The sequence below is a fragment of the Lysinibacillus sphaericus OT4b.31 genome (assembly GCF_000392615.1).
Classification (GTDB): domain Bacteria; phylum Bacillota; class Bacilli; order Bacillales_A; family Planococcaceae; genus Lysinibacillus; species Lysinibacillus sphaericus_B.
This window is the reverse complement of record NZ_KB933398.1, coordinates 1,164,672-1,182,752: the sequence shown is the minus strand read 5'-3', so window position 1 is coordinate 1,182,752 and position 18,081 is coordinate 1,164,672. Positions and strand designations below refer to the sequence as shown.

Annotated in this window: 12 protein-coding genes and 1 pseudogene; 4 read left to right on the top strand and 9 right to left on the bottom strand. The window is 36.9% G+C overall.

Annotation, left to right across the window (positions count from 1 at the left end; all coding sequences use genetic code 11):
• Positions 1-321 (bottom strand): annotated as a pseudogene (locus H131_RS24915) (hypothetical protein); the annotation flags it as partial.
• A gap of 588 nt (positions 322-909) precedes the next feature.
• Here H131_RS24915 and H131_RS05320 point away from each other — a divergent pair.
• A complete protein-coding gene (locus tag H131_RS05320; RefSeq protein WP_010858049.1) occupies positions 910-2,295 on the top strand; it encodes a S41 family peptidase in 1,386 nt (461 codons plus the stop codon).
• A gap of 287 nt (positions 2,296-2,582) precedes the next feature.
• Here the strand turns inward: H131_RS05320 and H131_RS05315 are convergent, their stop codons facing one another.
• The 5 genes from H131_RS05315 to H131_RS05295 all read right to left on the bottom strand — a co-directional run bounded on the left by H131_RS05315 (position 2,583) and on the right by H131_RS05295 (position 9,803).
• Positions 2,583-3,209: a TetR/AcrR family transcriptional regulator gene (locus H131_RS05315; protein ID WP_010858048.1), complete on the bottom strand. Its 627-nt coding sequence runs from the start codon at positions 3,207-3,209 to the stop codon at positions 2,583-2,585.
• A gap of 333 nt (positions 3,210-3,542) precedes the next feature.
• Entirely contained in the window at positions 3,543-5,084 is a 1,542-nt protein-coding gene (gene murJ / locus H131_RS05310; RefSeq protein WP_010858047.1) for a murein biosynthesis integral membrane protein MurJ, read from the bottom strand.
• The gene (locus H131_RS05305) at positions 5,081-6,181 is read right to left on the bottom strand and encodes a glycosyltransferase (RefSeq protein ID WP_010858046.1); all 1,101 of its coding nucleotides are present in this window, start codon (positions 6,179-6,181) and stop codon (positions 5,081-5,083) included. The genes murJ and H131_RS05305 overlap by 4 nt, the downstream gene beginning before the upstream one ends.
• Positions 6,178-7,323: a polysaccharide pyruvyl transferase family protein gene (locus H131_RS05300; protein WP_010858045.1), complete on the bottom strand. Its 1,146-nt coding sequence runs from the start codon at positions 7,321-7,323 to the stop codon at positions 6,178-6,180. The genes H131_RS05305 and H131_RS05300 overlap by 4 nt, the downstream gene beginning before the upstream one ends.
• A 215-nt stretch (positions 7,324-7,538) precedes the next feature.
• Positions 7,539-9,803 carry an S-layer homology domain-containing protein gene (locus H131_RS05295; protein ID WP_010858044.1) on the bottom strand — a complete coding sequence of 755 codons (2,265 nt, stop codon included), beginning with the start codon at positions 9,801-9,803 and terminating at the stop codon, positions 7,539-7,541.
• A gap of 234 nt (positions 9,804-10,037) precedes the next feature.
• Here H131_RS05295 and H131_RS05290 point away from each other — a divergent pair, with 234 nt between their 5' ends.
• On the top strand, positions 10,038-11,933 hold the full coding sequence (locus H131_RS05290; protein ID WP_010858043.1) for an S-layer homology domain-containing protein: 1,896 nt from the start codon (positions 10,038-10,040) through the stop codon (positions 11,931-11,933).
• A gap of 301 nt (positions 11,934-12,234) precedes the next feature.
• Here H131_RS05290 and H131_RS05285 read toward each other — a convergent pair whose 3' ends face one another.
• Positions 12,235-13,515 (bottom strand): oligosaccharide repeat unit polymerase, encoded by a 1,281-nt coding sequence (locus H131_RS05285; protein WP_010858042.1) that lies wholly within the window; start codon positions 13,513-13,515, stop codon positions 12,235-12,237.
• Positions 13,516-13,799: 284 nt separating this feature from the next.
• Between H131_RS05285 and H131_RS05280 the strand changes: the two genes are divergently transcribed.
• Together H131_RS05280 and H131_RS26050 are read left to right on the top strand one after the other, a co-directional pair.
• Entirely contained in the window at positions 13,800-15,596 is a 1,797-nt protein-coding gene (locus H131_RS05280; protein WP_010858041.1) for an S-layer homology domain-containing protein, read from the top strand.
• Complete coding sequence (locus H131_RS26050) at positions 15,526-15,696, top strand: S-layer homology domain-containing protein (RefSeq protein WP_080647627.1); 171 nt, start codon at positions 15,526-15,528, stop codon at positions 15,694-15,696. Before H131_RS05280 ends, H131_RS26050 begins: the two co-directional genes overlap by 71 nt.
• Here the strand turns inward: H131_RS26050 and H131_RS25825 are convergent.
• Positions 15,678-15,800 (bottom strand): N-acetylmuramoyl-L-alanine amidase CwlD, encoded by a 123-nt coding sequence (locus H131_RS25825; RefSeq protein WP_010858040.1) that lies wholly within the window; start codon positions 15,798-15,800, stop codon positions 15,678-15,680. The two genes, H131_RS26050 and H131_RS25825, sit on opposite strands and share 19 nt — an antisense overlap.
• A gap of 110 nt (positions 15,801-15,910) precedes the next feature.
• Positions 15,911-17,818 (bottom strand): N-acetylmuramoyl-L-alanine amidase, encoded by a 1,908-nt coding sequence (locus tag H131_RS05275; protein WP_010858039.1) that lies wholly within the window; start codon positions 17,816-17,818, stop codon positions 15,911-15,913.
• Positions 17,819-18,081 lie beyond the last annotated feature (263 nt).

Here is an 18,081-nt window from a genome sequence, read left to right as displayed (position 1 = left end):
GAGCTGTAACTGTTGTTGTTCGAGTAAAAATTCTTGAATAATTCGTTGTAAAAAAGCAGTCGCTTCAGGCGTGAATTTTTTATCCACAGCGGCACGACTAATCAAAATATCTTGTTCCATTAGTAATTTTGTACAGAGGTCTTGGATTGTACAATTGACTAAATTCCCGTGAACATGAAAAAGTAATGAAAGAAAATCACTCGCTGTTACGAGACGTTTTCTTTTGATAAAACCCGTTTCCTTTGCGATTTCATCGACGCGCTCAGGGCGAATGCATTCAAATAACTTTTGGAGTAACTGTATATTTTTCGGTGTCTTCATAAAAATGACTCCTTCCAAAAAAGATTTGTATTTATCCATACCATCTTTTTCGAAAGAGTACACATTTTTGTTAAGTTGACAGCTATGACGGCTTCAGTCTCCTCGTCACTACGCTCCTGCGGGGCCTTTTGCTCATGCTTTTCCCGCAGAAGTCGCCGCCTGCGCTCCAAGCAACTAGTCGTCGTCTATAAATGATTGAGGTGATGGCTAGGATGACGAACGAACAATAGTAATAATGAACGAGATTACTTAGAAATGCTGACATCGGAAAACCATTGGACGTCCTATTTGGGCGCATCATGTGGAAGAAGTCGATCATTTACGTCATCAAAGTGACATGAAACAAATCTAGGCACGTCGAAAAGAAATCGATTGAACTTGTATTTGAAAGAAAAGCCTTTTGTTAATAGGGGCTATTTATAACGAATATTTCTGATAAAATTTCACAAGGTATTCGGCATGTGATCATTCTGAATACCTTATGTCGTCAATTTGAGACACGTCTATCAATTACAGACGTGTCTTTTTCTTAGTCGCAGATATATGGAAATTCATGTATAATAAAGGGAATTAGAAATGAGGTGTCTTATGAAAAAAGCATTGTGGTCTTTGGTGTTCATTTTTAGCTTTTTTATCTTTCCATTAGCTAATGCTTCTGCGGCAAACAATGAACAGCTTGTAGCAGAAATAAAGGAAATTATTGCAGAAAACTATGTAGGTACGATGAATGGGAATATACAAAACGCGAAAACAATCCCTGAAATCATCGATATGCTAGATCCATATTCAACATATTTTACAAAGCAGGAATTTGAAGATTTCATGAATAGCATCAACCTATCCACGATTGGTATTGGTGTTGTCATCGAAGAACATGAAGATGGTATTCATATTTTGCAGGTAATTGAAGATGGCGGCGCTTCTGCTGCTGGTGTTGTAGCTGGTGATATTATAATTTCTATCAACAATCAATCTATTATTGGACGTTCAACACAGGAAGTCTCTTCACTGCTTATCGGTAACGAAGGCTCACAAGTAAACATGACACTCTTACATGAGGACGGCAATACTTCAACAAAAACTATCACACGTAAAAAGTTTACATTACCCAATGTAGAATCTGCGTTACTATTTGGCGATGTCGGCTATATCGTTATGGCATCATTTTCAGAAGACGGTGCGACATTAGTGAAGGATGCCCTCATCCAATTAAAACAACGTGGCGCTACTTCCTTTATATTAGATTTACAAAACAATGGCGGCGGGTATGTTACGACTGCTGAACAACTTACGGGTTTATTTCCAAAAGCAAGAATTTCCTATTTATTACAGGAAGCTCACGCATCTTATGAAGTACGTGCCTCTCATCAAAACATGAAATTCCCAGCAGATACACGGATTCTTGTTAATCGTTATAGCGCAAGTGCATCTGAAATGCTTGCCGCTTCTTTACAAGATCAACAATCAGCTATTTTATATGGTGAAACAACGTATGGCAAAGGCGCCATGCAAGGTTTTTATGAATTGCAAGATGGTAGCTATTTGAAACTCACTGTCGGCAAATTTACAGGCCCAGCTGGCAATGTAATAAATGAGATTGGCGTTAAACCCGACATTCAAACAAACACTTCACCTATTTTCCAGGCGCATTATGATGCCATTAAAGCACAATATACAGACTACAAAGAGTTAACTAGTTTAAAAAATGTCCCGACGACTAAAACATTTACAGTTAAATTCTCACAAGCCTTCTCAACCCCCATTCCTGAAGGCAGTGTACAACTTGTCACTTTAGGCGGAAATGAAATTCCCATTACCACAAAAGCTGATAAAGAAAATTCCTTAGTTGTTACACCAACTAAACCTTTAATTAAAGGGCAAGAGTATATGCTTGTTGTGCACCCAACTGTTCAAAAACCATCAGGTAACAAGCTTCAAAATGGAATTTATCTTCACATAGCTGTGGAAAGCTAAAAAATCCCTTTCTCCTTTAACTTTAAAGGAGAAGGGATTTTTTTAAATCAATTTCATAATTCACTTTCATATCAATACCGAATATTATTATCAAAAATAAAGTAATTATTCGTATCACATAGTTATATACCGTTATAGGCAAACGCTTTACGCGGGCAAGCACCGAGTCGTTTCTTTCACTGAGCTCAGTCCAAGGTCTCGACTGTCCAGCTGAGTCGCCACCTTACGCTTTCGTGTTTCTTTATAACAAAACTATTTATGAAATTAATTCAGATAGTAAAGGATTGTCAATTATCAAGTTGAAATTGACCTTGTATTATATCGTACTTATCTTTTCTTATAAAATATAACTGTACTAAATCTTTTGCTAGCTCACAGGGCTTGCTTTTTTGTTCTAGCAAATTTGTTAAGATTAGACGTTCAAATGAGCCTACTAAGCTATCTGCCAATGTTTTTAAATCTACTTCAATTAATTGAAAAAGACGTTCGCAATCATGACGGACTATAAGATGAATAAATTGCTGTGTAAGTTGCGATTTAATGACACAGGATTGTTCAGATTCAAAAAGGCCAATTTTTGTTAACCTTGGATTTTCAATAATGTACACGAATAACAAACATAATTTTTGCTCAAGCATTTTAATAAAGCTTTCTATTCCCCGTTCACCTGCCTCTGAATGTTCACTCATAATCTCATGAAAGCCTCGCTGAAATCTCTTATTCAGATCATTATAAAGTGATTGTTTGCTTTTAAAATACAAATAAAATGTAGGCTGTGTTAAATTAGCTGCTTTTACAATATCGCTAATTTTTGTATCATGATAGCCTTTTTCAGAAAATAGCTCCACAGCTTTATCAAGCAATAGTTGTTTACTTCGTTCACCATTAGAATTAATCTTTCTACCCCTTGCCATATTTCCCACCTTATTTCAGTCTTTAGTAGAAATATTCATGATGCACCCGATTCATTATCTCTGTCGCTTCGCTCTCGATAGGGCATGCACCAAATCATATTGAATTCGCCATTTGCGTTTAAAACAGCCATTATTCAACACTAGTTTCATAAAATTTATTATAATACAACCCCTATTTTTTTACTATAAATTATTATTCATATGACAATTTTTTTATAAGGATTCACACAACGTATAGCATTAAAAAACTTTTCCAATGAACACTAATGGTTTTGACGTAATATTGATAAAAAAATGGGTATCATAGAATTTTTTCTATGATACCCACTTTACTTACTGCTGTTTTAAAAATTTTCTTTTTAACTTATCGCTAAATTCCTTTACTTCCTTTACGCCGAATAACAAGTAGGAGCCTACAAGTACTCCACTAAAAATAACAAGTCCTACAATGAAAGTTACCCACTTATAGTCAAACACTAAATAATGACTTGAAAAATACATTACAATTGTGATAATAATCATTGGTGGCATCGCTCTAAAAAATTGTAGCTCTTTGCTAAAAATACCCATTTTCAAATCATATTTAGGTCCAGCATAGGCAATTAGCATAATAAAGTTTGTCACTGCACTCACTAATGTACCCCAAGCAATTGCCTCAGCACCGTGATTATCCACAAGCAGCATAATAACGGCAATATTCACACCAAATACATTGATTAAGCTGAAGATAACGGGTGCCATTGAGTCACCCTTTGCATAGTAAAAACGCGTAATATACGTATTTGCGGCTAAGAAATACATGGATAATACGAAAATAGCAAGCACTGGTGCTGTAATGGCAGTCGATTTTGCACCAAAATTACCATATTGGAAAATTACTTGTATAAGGTTCTCTGAATAGAAATAAGAATAAATTGTTACTGGTATAAGTAACAATAATAGATAATGTAGCCCTTTAGAGTAAAGGCTCTTAATAGAAGCATGGTCATTATTCGCTTCTTTTAGGCTCAAAATCGGATAAATTACCGTTGTTACAGCTGTAATTAAAATAGCTTGCGGGAACTGCATAAGCTTCGAGGCGAAGTTAACAGAAGCAACGGCCCCTTCAGACAACATTCCAGCAAAAACACGCTGTAGCAAAGCGTAAAGTTGAATAGTGGCTCCGCCAAGCATGATCGGTAAAACCATAACCCATAATTGCCTCGAGGAAACATTTCGTTCAAAGGAAAAACCAACCTTATACGACCCTAATTTGCGATAGCCGATAATTAAAAAGTACACCATTATTGCCGCACTTACCAACGCACTAATACCGTATCCAATTGGTCCAATATAATCAGAACTAGATAATCCAACGGCAATCACTAAGAAAATTGCGTTGTAAATTAAAATGGCAAAACTGGATAAATGAAATTTCTCGTTCACATTCAGTAATCCACTATACCAGGAGGATAATACAAGTAATATAGATGATGGCATCATCCAATAATACAGATTTTTTGCTAAATCTAAATCACTCTGACTAAACCCCTTCTCGATTTTATCTTGATTAAATATTTCCATAATCGGATTAGTAAGAGCTAACATGATAATGGTCATAATTGAAACAGTTACCAAGACAATAGTAAATGACTGTTTAACAAATAATGCTCTGTCTGTTGTTTCCCGATTATAAATAGAAATGACAGCTGTGGTAAAAGCACCACCTACCACTAGATATAAAAAGTTAGGAATGGTGTAAGCTGTGAAGATACTATCAGTAATATGGGTACTACCGTATTGAAACCCGATAATCATTTCACGTAAAAATCCAAACACACGAGCCACAACATTAATAATCGCAACGGCTCCAATTATTTTCAAAAAATTATTCATAAGTCATCCCTACCTTCAATGGCTGACTTATAAATCGCTATACAGCGAGCTGTTATATTTTTTTCATCGTGAATGGCTAATACATTATCAACCGCATCACGATTCATATATTGTTCTTTTGGCGTGTTCACGGCACGCAGCATCTCCTCGGACAAGTCCATAGCGTTTTCAGGCTCTATTAAATGCCCTGCGCCTTCTCCAAGCAGCGATACTAGTCCACCTACCCTAGAAGCAATCACAGGTGTATCTGTTGCTAATGCCTCTAAAGCCACTAATCCAAAACCTTCTAAATGAGATGGTAATATAAAGACATCACTTGCTTGGAACCACTTCACTAGTTCTTGTTGTTTTAGTGGATCTATAAATTTGACGTCTTCACTGACTAATGGTTGCAAAGAATGGAAAAAGCCTTGATCTCTTCTAGAACCTACAATAATGAGCTCGATTGGACGGCTCACTTTTGTTTTTAACATTTGGAACGCCTGTAAAAGCTCTTCTACACCTTTTTGCTTAATGACATTCCCGACAAATAGGAATATAAATGGTTCCACCGCTAATTGTAGTTCCTGTCGTACTATTGCTTGGTTACCCTTTATGAATACTTCACGATTGACACCCATGCTAACAACAGAAATTTTGTCGGGTGCAATGTTAAAGTCTTGTTCAATTTGTTGTGCTAATACAGGACCTACCGCGATAACATGATTGCTTTCACGTAAGATGCTGGCTGTCCAATTGCGGATTCTAGTATTTTTCTTCGCCATGCGCTCAATGTCACCGCCATGAGCTGTAACAATGTACGGTATTCCAAACATTTTCTTTAATAGTAGCGACAGCATACCAGACGGAAAAACATAGTGTGCATGAGTGACATCGATTGACTTTCGATTTTTCAAGCCCTTCCACAGCGTAGAAATGCCCCATTTAGCATATTTCGTAATGGTGTTTTTCTTGCCTGTTGCAGGGTTTGAATTAACTGCTATATCAACGTCTAGTCCAGCTTTTTCAAGTGCTGTGACTTGGTTTTTCACAAAAATACCGAATGATAAATGATTAGATGTTGGATACATATTACTAATGACGAGTATTTTTTTCATAGACGTGTCACTGCCTTTTTCATTAATTCCTGACCATTCATGGCCTCTTTATGAATATGTGTAGCAATTTGTTTCGTCTCAGCAATTGATTGCTCCCAATTGCTACTTAGTTTGCCTACTAATGTGGCTAGAGCTTTCTCATCATCCGCTATATCCTGCATCTGAACACAACGATCTGAAGCGCCTACAAAAGACATAAAATCCTGTACTTTTGTATGATAAGATATTGCAATAATCGGTGTTTCCGCATTCGTTGCCAAAATAAGCGAGTGTAGACGTGTCCCAATGACAATATCCTGCTCTCCAGAAACTTCGAGTAGTCGCTCCGGTACCAAATTTTCTTCAATAATTTCTGTATGCGCATGTTGTAGCATTTTTTTCTGTATATCTTTCGTCACAGTGACATCCTGTGGAAATTTCGTAGCAAAAAATGTAATACGAACATTGTGCTCAGAGATGACATAATCTAAATTTTTCGCCATGCTTGTCACGTACGCATTGTATTTTTTAAGATTTCCCTCTGGCCAGTAGTTCGCATTATAAAATGGCACTGCAGACACGCCTATTTTCAATGGTTTTTCGGCGTAATTATCGCGAACCCCTTTTAATGTAAATGCTGGATCACCAATAATTTCTATTGGCTTTTTTACGCCAATACTTTGTAAAAGCTCTTTTGACTGAGGATCACGTACAGAGATACTAGCTGCATATCGACACATCGCGCGAATACTAATTTTTCCAGAAATAGTATCAAGTGGTCCAGCGCCACATCCGTAAATAATGTAGGGAATATTACTTTGTTTGGCCATCATTGCATACGCTCCATACAGGTGAGCCTCACGTTTATAAAAATCCATTAAAATACCACCACCACCAATAATGAGGAGGTCAAATGTTGAAACATATTGTTTATTGTTTTTATAAGTATGGATAAACGTTTTAACTAAATTGCTCTTTCTGTAATACAATGGATAGCTATGTACCCCATAACGCGCGGATGTTTGTTGTGTGTTATTACTAAAAACGGTAATGTCATCACTGGTTACCGAAAATGTTTGTTTTACTTGTTGAAGAATGCCGTATAATATTGATTCATCACCATTATTATCATTGCCGTAATTCCCCACAATGCCTATTTTCATTAAAAAACATCCTTTTACTTTTTAATACTGAGATTATACCACAATTGTACATTTTCTTTCTTTTTAAAAATAGTAAAAAAAGGGGGAGTCCCGAAAGTCATCGAAACTCCCACTTTCTACCCGAAACCACAATAGCATAGCGGCGAAAAAAAGTGCTAAAAATTATCAATTTTATAAAGGATTATCTTACTAACTAATCCCTGTGAAACTATCAATTATTGATGTATTGCTCTATAAAGGAATAGGCCAAAGTGTGCTCGACTAATTGCATCATTTGGCTTATAAATATTCCCATCATAGCCTGTTGTAATTTTGTTCGCTGCTAGTTGCTGGATATAAGAGTAGGCCCAATGATTTTTTGGTACATCTTTAAATGCAATGCTACTTGTCCCTTTTAAGTCATAAGCCAACGCTACAATTTTCGCCATTTGTGCACGCGTCAATGTCGCATTCGGGTCGAAGGTATTATTTTCTCGACCACTCATAATGCCGGCTTCCACAACAGCTGCAATTTGTTTATAGTACATATGGTTAGCTGGAATATCTTTAAAGCTTGGATTTTTCACATTAGTTGTATTTAAGCCTAAGGCACGACTAATGATGACCGCTGCATGAGCACGTGTTAACTTGTCATTTGGTCTAAATGTACCATCCGCTTGTCCAGTAATGATATTATTAGCCGTTAAATACTCAATTTCTTTATAATACACATAATTATTTGGAATGTCCTTAAACAATGCTGCCTTTGCTACAGATACTGTAGCAGATTTACTTTCCGTTCCTAACGTAGCAATTACTTTACCGGTAGTACCTGCATTTTGTGCTGTAAATTTTCCGTCCTTAGTAATTGTACCGATGTTGCCTTCCACTGACCATTTCACTTGAGATGGATCATAAACTATAGCCTTGCCACTCTCATCCTTTGCATCTACTGTAAAGTTAACAGTTTCTCCAGCGCTCACAGTTTTAGAGCTTGGTGCAATGGTCATTGTTGTTGGTGCATCTACTACTTTGACTGGGAATGATTGCACAGCTGAGCCGTCATAGCCGATATAAATTCTTTCCTCGCCAGCTTTTGTTGCCGTGTATTTTAAGCCATTAATCTTTAAAGTTTCATTTTGTGACGCTAGTGATAAGTGGCCATCTAATGGTAGCGTCGTATAATTATCATCTAGTACATATTGGACAGCTACGCTAGACGAAGCCCCCACTAAAAGCGTTGCATTATTTGTGCTGTTTGAGAATTTTATATGTGTTGCTTTGCCTGTTGGTGCCGTACTGACAGCTTGTAATGTTGCAGACACCAGACGTTGTGTATTACCTGAATTAGATGGGAGGTTCGCTAAAACGACATTATTGCTACCGTGATTTCGAATACCCATTGTTGTTGAACCACCACCGTCTAAGTTAATGGCTCTATCGACACCAAGTGCAACTAAATAATTTGCAAGTTGAACCATATTCATCCCTTTACTATGGCTTTGACGACCATCAACTGTAATGAAATGTACAGTTTCTCCATTATTGCTTGTCGCTACAACAGTACGAGGTGCAACTTCTTTTGCACGAGAGCTTGATGTACTCATCATAATATACGGCTTACCATCTTTTACTAAGTATGGACCACTCGCCAATATAAATTGCGCATTTTGCCAAAGTTGATCGATTGAGAAGTTGACACTCATTTCATCGCCAACGGCTACTTGGCTTAGTTTACTATGCCATTCGCCACCTTGTAAGGATACGACAAAGCCAGTTGATGGAATAGTTAATTTTTCTTTCGATCCGTAAGCTTTAATTTGTGTTACTTTACCTGTTAATGTTTGACCGAATGTATTTTCAGTAATCGGTGAACCTGTATCTACAACAATTTCAAAACCGTATTCATTGGTATTTGTTGTTTTACTATAAAACTGTGGTGTGTAAATAATCGCTTCATAAATATTACGATCACGATTTAAGCCAGACATTTCGTAATTTGTTCCTTTATGTGAAAGTGTCACATCAAAATCAAAATAATCAATAGCGCCGCGACCATCTGAAGTCATCCCAAAAGCTGTTGGCACATTCATGTATTGGTCCGAGCCATTTGACACTGCACCACCATTTAAAATAACATTATTTTTAGCTAATAAAAATAATGGGTAGCCCTCTGACATATTATAAAAACTTGCATTAATAGCACCAACTACACGATTTCCCTCGCGTGAATGACGATTGGCATTCGCTACAGTCGATTCTTTTCCATTGACTGCTGCGGGCATGCCTAATTGTACTTCCGTCTCTTGATCTCCTACATTAATCGATAGGTGGTTAATAGAATTTGTATAGGTATTGCTGTATGTATATTGGTTATACTGCACACCTTTTGAAAGCTTATAATCCTTCTTTATTGTTTGAAATGCATAAGCATTTAATGGACTAACAACCATTGACATCATGACAACTAAAATCAGTAAATTTTTTGCTATTCTTTTCATTTTTTGCGCTCCTCAATAATGTAGAGCCCTCACCTTCCCTTCGTATGTTTTACTTCTATAACATTAGCAAAAATATGCCAAAATAGCTATGGAACATTTAAGCTATTTTCCAGTTTTATATAATAGCCATGAAAACTATTTAATTTGTCGCATTTTACGATATTTCTAACATTTGCCCCTTATCTCTACTCTCTATCTTTGTTAAAATGGTGTTGAAGTTTAGGAGGGTAAAATATGAAAAAACTATCAATTATTGCATTTCTTTTAACATTAGTAGCCTCGCTCTTTTGGCAACCCCAAATGGCATCTGCTGATGAACTTTCAGGGCATGCCCATGAAAATGGTCTTCGTTATTTAATTTCGAAAAGCGCTATCGTGCAAGATGCAAACGGAAGCTATCGACCAAACGACAATGTTACACGTAGCGAATTTGCTTCTTATTTATCAAAAGTACTAAAGCTAGAAGCGAACGACGGAAAAGTGTTTACGGATGTCCCAGATACAAATATGTATTTGACAGATATTCAGCTTGCTGCGACAGCTGGAATTATCACAGGATACGCTGATGGTACTTTTAAACCTGATGCCGCTATTTCAAGACAGCATATGGCGATTATGTTGGAAAGAGCAATAGATTATTTAAAAATCCCTAAAGGTACTTCGTCTATTACTTTTAAGGATAATGCATCCATTATTAAGGACTACCGACCAGCCGTGGCAGTTGGTGCTCATTTAGGAATTATTAACGGTTCTAATGGCTACTTTATGCCAGAAAAAAATGCCACAATCGGACAAGCTGCGACGTTCATTCAACGCTTAATGCTTCTTCCTGGTGATGCAGCTCCCGACACATCTACGTACGCTATTAAAGAGATTGCAAATGGTACTCTTGTTGGTAATCAAGGCTTCCCTAGCTTTGATGCAGCTGATAAAGCACTAACAAAAAATACACAGGTAATCGTTCAAAAAGATAAAATTGTTAAAATGACTTCAGGCTATGTTGTCACAAATAAATATGTAGCGCTGAATTCTGAAACAATTAAAGACCAAATTGCAGTTGCAGGAAATACAGAAATGGAATATATCAGTAGTGACGCAACGCAAGTAAAAGTACGATTAGCTGGTCAAGTTGGCTATTTGAAACAGGCTGATGTTACACTAATCCCATTTTCATTAAGTAAAGGACGCTCTTACTATTCAAACGAAAATGGCGAAATCAAACACACATTATTTGATTACAATACAAATAAATATTCTTCAAGCTACGTGTACGGCAAAGCACCTGCCTTCATGAAGCAAGGTGAACAATACTTTAGCTGGAACGGTATTAATTTTACAAATGGCAATGGTTCCTCTAAGGGTGAAGCCTATAACTATTATCAGTTTTTACCAGCACGCGCAACAACGCAATATACGGCTGAAGAACTAGATGCCTATATTATGAATAAACTAGCTGAAATGGAAAGTACGGGGATTACCCTTTACAAAGATGCAACAACGAAAAGTAAACTGATTGGCTTAGGCCAAACATTAAAAGAAGTTGAAGCGAATTCTAAAATAAATGCGATGCTTATTTTAGCACTTGCCCAACATGAAAGTGCTTATGGTATGAGTGAGCATGCACAAAAATTAAATAACCTCTTTGGTTTATATGTTTATGACACTACCCCTCTTAACAAAGAGTTTGAAAGTGTTGCTGTTAATATAAACGAACTGGTTGAGCAGTTCCTACAACCAAACTACATTACACCAGGCGGTTCACCTGGCAGAAACTACGCTAATGGTGCGGTAGTTGGTTCAAAAGCACTCGGTTTTAACGTAAAATACGCTTCAGATCCATATTGGGGCGCTAAAATCGCCGGACACTACTACCGTGCAGAAAAAGCTTTAGGCTTTAAGGATGCCAACAATCCTTATACAATCGGTCTAACAACTTCAAATGGCTTAAATGTTCGTACAGACGCATCGACTAGCAATAGCCCACTGTTCACGTATGCACGAAGTGGCATGCCTGTCATTGTAACGAACGCCGGCACAAATGGCTGGTATGAAGTACTTTCTGATAAACTTCATTCAGGTACAGCTTATATTAGCAAAGAGTATATACAAGTTATTAATACAGTAAAATAAAAGGAAGCCGTCTCTATATTTGAGACGGCTTTTTTTTCAAATAGAAATATCTATATAAACCCGTTGATTTCCGCTTCGGCGGACGCTTTTCGCGGGCACGGCTTCAGTCTCCTCGTCGCTACACTCCACTAGATGAAAGGTCAAAGCAGTTATTTGCTTACACATTTTCACTTTTATCCCCATCAATTTCTGATTTATCGACTAACTTTTTAATTTTATCGATTACTTTTTTTAATTTATCGACCAAATTTCTTCATTTATCGAAAAAGGACCATCCTATTTAGGACAGTCCTTTCCGGTGTTAATATTGAACTTTTCTTTTATCCGTTTTAATAATTGCAGAGGCAATTATGACAAAACCAAGCATTAATATAAAGATCAAATCAAGTAAACCTGTGTGCATTGATACTGTAAATAATGTAATCACAAACGCATAGGCTACCGAGTGGAAGCTACGAATACCACCTTGCTTCACTTTATTATAGATTAGAGAAATTAATACACCGTATAATAAGAAGCCAATCGCTACAAGCGCATAGCCACCATCTAGGAACAGTTGCCCAATAAATGTAGGCGTCGTTGTTCTCGTTGGGCGTGTGATATATTTACCTTCTTCTACACTTAAAGAGTTAACAACCTCAGTGACCTTCATACGCGGTGAAATTTGCTCACCAGGTAAAATGGTATTGAAGATTCCGCCATGAATCTCTCCATTTAGGTAACCTTCCTCTTGTGTATACTCTATAATTTTACTTAAAACAATATGTCCCGTAACACTTTCACCATTCAATGAACGCATCCATTTAGGTGTTAAATTTACCTTTTGCTCTACTGTCAAAAGTTTTTCTTTATCTGTTTCAGATAGCTCAACATCTGGTTGATCGCGATTATTGAATTCCTTTGTTGTATCCTCTGTCATAACGCGCAGGAACCCAAACATTGAAAACGCTACACCTATAACTAATAACGCTGTTAGGAACCAAGTTAATTTCACACGTTTCACAACATAGTGGAAAATAATAATACCTGTAAATAGCATAATGATTAATGGTGTACGATAACCCATTAATAAGAATAAAAACATGACAACAGCAAAAATCGAGCCATATACTAATGCTTTTTTCCATGTCATATGCTTTTCTAAAATCATTTTGTACGATAATAACAATAGAATCCCATACCATAGCAATTGGCTAAAGAAGTTTAGTTTTGGATCAAGATTACGGCGATTGGATTCATCCGAAATCCCTAAACCTCCACCAAAAATCATCATTAAATAGGAAGCTAAGCCGATTAATGTTAACAACACAACAAAGTGAATCACATATTTACCTAAGAATGATAATCCGAATGACGGGATTGTCCATTGTAATTTATCAATAATATACACGCCGATATAGTAACACACAAGCGCTACTAGCACAGCTGGTAAAATTGATACGCGCACATTAAATAAATCAAATCGATGAAAATCGAACAGACTTGTGAAGAAATAAAGCACTAATATAAAAGGTAAAAAGAAATACGGTGAAAACGTATCAATCTTGTTAACCTTTGTAAAAACTTGTTTCAGTTTATTCATACATGTAATACATCTAATATATCTAATTAGATGTTATTGCCCTCCTCTATCATGAATCAATAGTCACTAAACACTATTATATTCTTTAGTTTTCCCTACAAAACAAAGGTTATTATATCATAAAAATAGATAGACTTATAGAAAGGATTTAATTGAATTTACATAAAAAAACTCAATAATTTCTTTTTTACCTAAATATACACGAATCCCCCATTATTTAGTTGTAATATGTATAGTAGTCATACAAATTTTTAAAAAACAATACTAAACAAGGATGTCGATTTTTGAAAAAATTATTTGTTTCACTATTTGTAACCGGCGCTTTCTTGCTTGTAACCATCTTCTCGTCTTCACAAGCACTAACAGCAACACAGAAAATCGGTGTCGTTTTCTCGGAAAGCAGCGAGAAATATGCCAATACGACACACCCTGGTGGTACATATGAAGGACAAGCTGTATCTCCTAAGGTCGACTATAGCTCAACATACAACAAAGAGCTAAAGGCATTTTTCCTCTATCAACAGCAGGGCTTCAATGTAGAAAAAATTTATGAAAAGGACTTAAACAACTTAGAGGCTTTAAGTCAGTACGACGCAATCGTCTTTGCATATACAGTGATGATGAACCATCAACAACGCGAAAATGTCAAAATGTACGTACGGAATGGTGGTGGGGCGATATTCGCCTTCCAAACAGCTCGTAACGAGTCAACAAAATTTCCAAAAGCTGGCCAAATGGATTTATCCCCTTTAATCTATGATGTCGATTCCTGGGTAATGGAGTGGGATAACCTAACGGAAGTATTCAATGCGCGCTTTATTGACGATATTGTGCTAGGGAACTCTACTGTAAGCAATACAAATACAGTACACCCTATCATTCAAAACGCGACAAAAGAGCTTGGCAAAAGCAAACTTAATCTGACAAAATCAGACCAGGAGTGGGTTGAAATCATCAAGCCCTGGCAAGGTAGCACAGCAACACCTATTTTATATTTTTCAAATTACGATTACACGAGTAAGCCACAAACAATGAAGAAAAATGAATTTGGTGCTGCTCACGCCATTGAATATGGTAAAGGTCGCGTCGTTCAAATAGGTTTTAAAATCTTTGATTATATTAGTGTTGATGCAAAAGCAGATTGGCAGGACAACGAAAATGGAGTTGCCTACACGACAACGCGTGGTGACAATGACGCAAAAGTATTTATGAAGCACGCTTTAAACTGGACTACTGAAGATCATAAAGGCAATACACCTCGCCACTATAAACTTTCACTGTATTCTGGTGGTGTGCAAAGCTATGTAGCTCCATCTGGTCGATTTGTTTTCTATTCCACAGTAACCGTGAAAAACAACGGAAATGTGCCATCTCGTGGGACATTAAAAGTGGAAATTATAGATACAAACGGTCATGTTGTCGGTCAGGGACATGAACGTTATATCCCAGGTCTAGCGGCCGATGCTACAACGGATAATGCTGACCGAAAAGATATTAGTACCCACTCTGAAAAATATCAAATATTTATGCCTGGTAATTTAGCTGCTGGTACGTATACGATTCGTACATCTTTTATTGAAGGCCGTGATGATCGTAAAAATGTTGACGAAAAGTTCGCAACGATTGCAGAAATTAAAACGCTCACACGCACAAAAGGTTCCAAGAAGGCAACAATTGCTGCAGTTCCAATGTTCCAAGATGTAGCAACTTCAAATAGTGGCTACTATGATATTAAAAATTTACACGCCCTTGGCATTATTAAGGGCAGTAATGGGAAATTCAATCCACAAGGGACAATAACACGCATGCAAGCCACTGAAATGGTCTTACGTGCCCTAGGCATTACCGCTTCAAGTTCAACTTCAATGAATGCTAGTGACATGAAATCTAGTGATTACGGTTACGCAGTATTAGCAACGGGTTTACGCTACGGGATTATCTCCTTAGAAAATGGAAAAATGAACGCCCATCAGCCATTGTCCCGCGCTGATATGGCACGTGCTCTTGTCAATGGCTTTAAGCTACAAGGCATTGCTAACAATACCTTTTCAGACGTTCCTACTAAGCCATGCTTATTATAAAGATATCCAAGCCCTATATGCATTGGGTATAACAACAGGTTATGCAGATAACACATTTAAGCCTAGCGGTATTGTTACACGTCAAAATATTTCACCGTAGTTGGCATCCGTAAGATCAACGCGATCTTGTCGTGATGAATACGTATCACTTGTACTTGTCATCAATACTTTTGCACCTGCCGCCTCAAGCTTTTGAGAAGCCAAGTTGTGCAGCACGTTCTACATAACCGGAAAGTTCTGTGAATTCCTTTTCATTGATAGTACTAATCAAAAAAAGCTACATAGTTCACATTGAACCATGTAGCTCTTGTTATTTATTGTTTTGCGTAATATTGAGAAATACCTTTATAGATTGATTCTGCAAATAACTCAACATATTGATCGTCCGTCATTTTGCCACGATCTTCACTATTTGTTAGGAAGCCTAGCTCGACTAAAATCGCTGGAATTAATGTGTTACGAATAACATAGTATTGTTGCTCTTTTACACCACGATTTTTCATATTTAAGTTTGTCACAATTTGATTGTTTACAAAAGTCGCTAAATCAATATCTTCCTGATACATATCTCCTGTTGAAATAGCATAATATGTTTCAGTGCCTTGTGCTGAAGTGCTTGATGCTGAGTTGACATGGATACTTACAAAGATTTCACCGAAGTTTGCATTCGTAAAATCAACGCGATCTTGTAATGATGGATACGTATCGCCTGTACGTGTCATCTTTACTTGTGCACCTGCCGCTTCAAGTTTTTGCTTTACAAGTGTAGTCACTTTTAATGTAATGGATTTTTCTGAAGTTGAACCCACTACAGCACCTGGATCCTTACCACCATGTCCAGGGTCAAGGATGATAATACGGTTTTTCAACGGACTACCTTGATTTAATAGCTTTAAGTAGGATTTGTGCACATAACCTGTTTGACCTTCATAAGTAATTTGTGCCCAGTAGCCACTTAAGCTGTTCACATGCACGTATTCACCCTTGTTTAGTTTGCCTAGTACCGTAGAAGTAGAGTTTGCTTCTTTACGTACGTTTAAACTACCAACAGTTGCACGCCCTAGTAAATCACCTGATACAGGTGGAGTTGGCGGATTTGGATCTGGATTTGGATCTGGCTTAGGTTGTTCCACTTCAACGTCCTCTGTACTGTTTGCTACAATATATCCTGGCAAACCATTTACTACAGTTAAATAGTAGCCATTAACCGTCTTATAGACAGGTAACTTCACTTTACTATTAACGGTTGAAATAATTTTTGAGGAAGAAGTCGCTTTCACATACACATTAATACCTTGTGTAGTTGTTACTTGTTTTTGGATATTACCTAATGCATTACCGTCCGCATCTAAAAACTGTGCGTACGTTTTATAAATATATGCGTAAGCACCTTTATACGTTACTTTTAACCAGTCTCCTTCAACAGCATAGACTGATAGTTTACCGCCTTTATTGACAGTGCCTACCACATTGGTACTAGAAGTAGAATCTTTTGATTTACGAATATTTAAACCATCTGTCGTTACTTGAACTAAGCCAATAACCTGTTTTGTATCTGGGACAGCATCACCCTTAACAGGTAGCTCTAAACGATATTTTTCACTTTTTGCACGTGCTACGAATAAGGCAAATTGCGCACGTGTTACTTGGCTATTCGGATTATAATTCTGTCCGCTTCCTTTTGTAATACCATTATAGTAAATCGTATTAATATATTGAACGTAAGGATGCGTAATACCAACGTCCACAAATGGAGAATCTATATTGTCATAGGCACTAGCATCAAGCTTAAATGCTTTTGTTAGAACATAACTCATTTCATCGCGTGTTAAAGGTTTGTTCGGTAAAAATTGACCTTTTGTATTTGTTGCGAAGAAACCTAATTGAACCGCACGTTCTACGTAGCCGGAAAGCTCAGTACCTACTGCTACATCTGAAAAGTTTGACTTGCTCACAACTAATGGTTTGTTCCCTGAGGCAACTACAACCATTTTTGCTACTTGTCCACGTGTAACATTATTATATGGTTTATATAACGTTTTCCCGTTTTCCGTATAGCCTTTAATAACACCTAAACTAACTAAATAATTGATCTCTTCATAAGCTTCATGCTTTGGGGAAATATCATCAAAACCGCCACTTGCATTTGCACTATGTATAGTAAACATAGAAGCTGAAATGAATAAGACGCATAATATAAGACTGATTTTTTTGAGGTACAATGTCTTATTTCCTCCCTTCCTGTTCTCGTGTTTCATTTTAACAAAAATACACAGCCAAAACTATCATACGAATGTAACTTTTCTACTGTTTTTTACATATCCCCTCCCTTTTCTATAAAGTGGAATTAATCGTTGTAGTGACTTTCACCACTTACAAACGATGAAAAGTTGACCCAATCAGATGGGACAACTATTTCATAAAAAGAAGAGAGCCTGCAAGTGCAAACTCTCATCCATTTATACATTATTTAAAAGAACTTCCT